The organism is Candidatus Obscuribacterales bacterium (assembly GCA_036703605.1).
Classification (GTDB): Bacteria; Cyanobacteriota; Cyanobacteriia; order RECH01; family RECH01; genus RECH01.
In genome coordinates this window covers 1-1,978 of sequence record DATNRH010000424.1, presented here as the reverse complement: position 1 = coordinate 1,978, position 1,978 = coordinate 1, and the positions used below count along the sequence as shown (strand labels likewise).

Genomic DNA, 1,978 nt, shown 5'->3' with positions numbered 1-1,978 from the left:
GGGCATCGCTAACCAAATTCTCAACTACATTCCCGGAATGCAACTGGTTGCCATTTCTAACCGCACGGTAGAAAACGCGAAGCAGGCCTATGCCTTAGCTGGAGCTGATGATGTCACGGAGGCTCATACCGTAGAACAGCTGGATGGAGCGATCGCTGCTGGCAAGTTTGTGGTTACCGCTGATGCCAATCTGCTGTGCGAAGCTGAAAACATTGATGTTCTGATCGAGTCTACGGGACATGTGGAATTCGGCGCACAGGTCACCATGAAGGCGATCGAGTGCAAGAAGCATATGGTGCTGATGAATGCAGAGTTAGATGGTACGGTTGGGCCCATCCTAAAAGTCTATGCTGACCGAGCTGGCGTGATTCTTACCGGTTGTGATGGCGATCAGCCAGGGGTGCAGATGAACCTCTACCGGTTTGTGAAAAGTATTGGGCTGACTCCCCTCATTTGTGGCAATATCAAGGGTCTACAGGATCGCTACCGCAACCCCACGACCCAAGAAAGTTTTGCAAAACAGTGGGGGCAAACGCCTTCTATGGTGACTAGTTTTGCAGATGGTACCAAAATCTCGTTTGAGCAAGCGATCGTGGCTAATGCTACGGGTATGAAGGTGGCTCAGCGCGGTATGTTGGGCTATGAGTATGACGGTCATATTGACGACATGATTGATCGCTATGATATTGACCAACTGCGACAGCTAGGCGGAATTGTTGAGTATGTGGTGAAAACAAAACCTAGCCCTGGGGTATTTGTCTATGCCGCCCACGAGAATGATGCTCAGCAGGCTCACTATCTCAACTATGGCAAGCTTGGCCAGGGGCCGCTGTATAGCTTCTACGTACCCTACCACTTGACTATTTTTGAGGTTCCCCTTTCAGCAGCGCGGGTAGCCCTGTTCAATGACTCCGTGATTTCCCCCTTGGGTGGTCAGGTTGTTGATGTGGTGACCACAGCTAAGATTGACCTCAAAGCCGGCGAGACCCTTGACGGGCTGGGTTTCTACATGACCTATGGTATGTGTGAAAACACGGATGTTGTCATGGAACAACGCCTGCTGCCCATGGGGATTGCCGAGGGCTGCCGGCTCAAACGAGATATTCCGAAAGATCAAGTTCTCACCTATGATGATGTTGAGTTGCCCACAGATAGCTTAGCGGTCAAACTCCGTTTAGAGCAGGATGCTTACTTTGCTCCCAAACCGTTAGCCACCGTTTAAGTTTGATCGGGACTAATTTGAGAGATTCAGGAAAACTCTGGTTAGAATTACCGATTTCTGGGCATTCTAAAAGGAGTTTCCTGTTTCTCTACAGGCGTTATGACAATCCTGTCTATCTTAGGTTTTGACATATGAAAACAGCGCGTGATGTAATTGCTGCCGATTTGGACTACATGCGGAGCAATTTACAGGAAGAACTGAGTGTAATGGCTGGGAAAAAGCTCCTGATTGTAGGAGGAGGAGGGTTCTTAGGCTATTATCTGGTTCAAATGATTTTGTACTGGAATGACACGGTTGATGCCGATCAACAGATTCAGCTAACCGTATTTGATAATTACATTCGCGGTGTTCCTGATTGGTTGGTAAGTCTGAAGGATAATCCTACGCTTACCCTTACCAAACACGATATTACCCATCCTCTGCCGTCTGATATCGACGACTTTCAGTTCATCATCCATGCCGCCTCGATCGCTTCCCCTACTTATTATCGCAAGTATCCCATTGAAACCATGGATGCGAACGTGAACGGGCTGCGATCGCTCCTAGAATATTGCCTAAGACAAAAAGAAAAGGGCGTTCCTGTTGAAGGATTTCTGTTCTACTCCACCAGCGAAATTTACGGCGATCCAACCCCCGAAAATATTCCTACCCCAGAAACCTATCGTGGCAACGTCTCCTGTACAGGGCCAAGGGCATGCTACGACGAATCGAAGCGCTATGGGGAAACGCTTTGCGTTAACTTTGCCCAGCAGCATG

2 protein-coding genes are annotated in these 1,978 nt (G+C 48.7%); both read left to right on the top strand.

The features are described from left to right. A partial coding sequence (locus V6D20_08725) for a hypothetical protein (protein ID HEY9815864.1) occupies positions 1-1,222 on the top strand: 1,222 nt, incomplete at its 5' end. Positions 1,223-1,353: 131 nt separating this feature from the next. Continuing rightward, a partial coding sequence (locus V6D20_08720; GenBank protein ID HEY9815863.1) for an NAD-dependent epimerase/dehydratase family protein occupies positions 1,354-1,978 on the top strand: 625 nt, incomplete at its 3' end.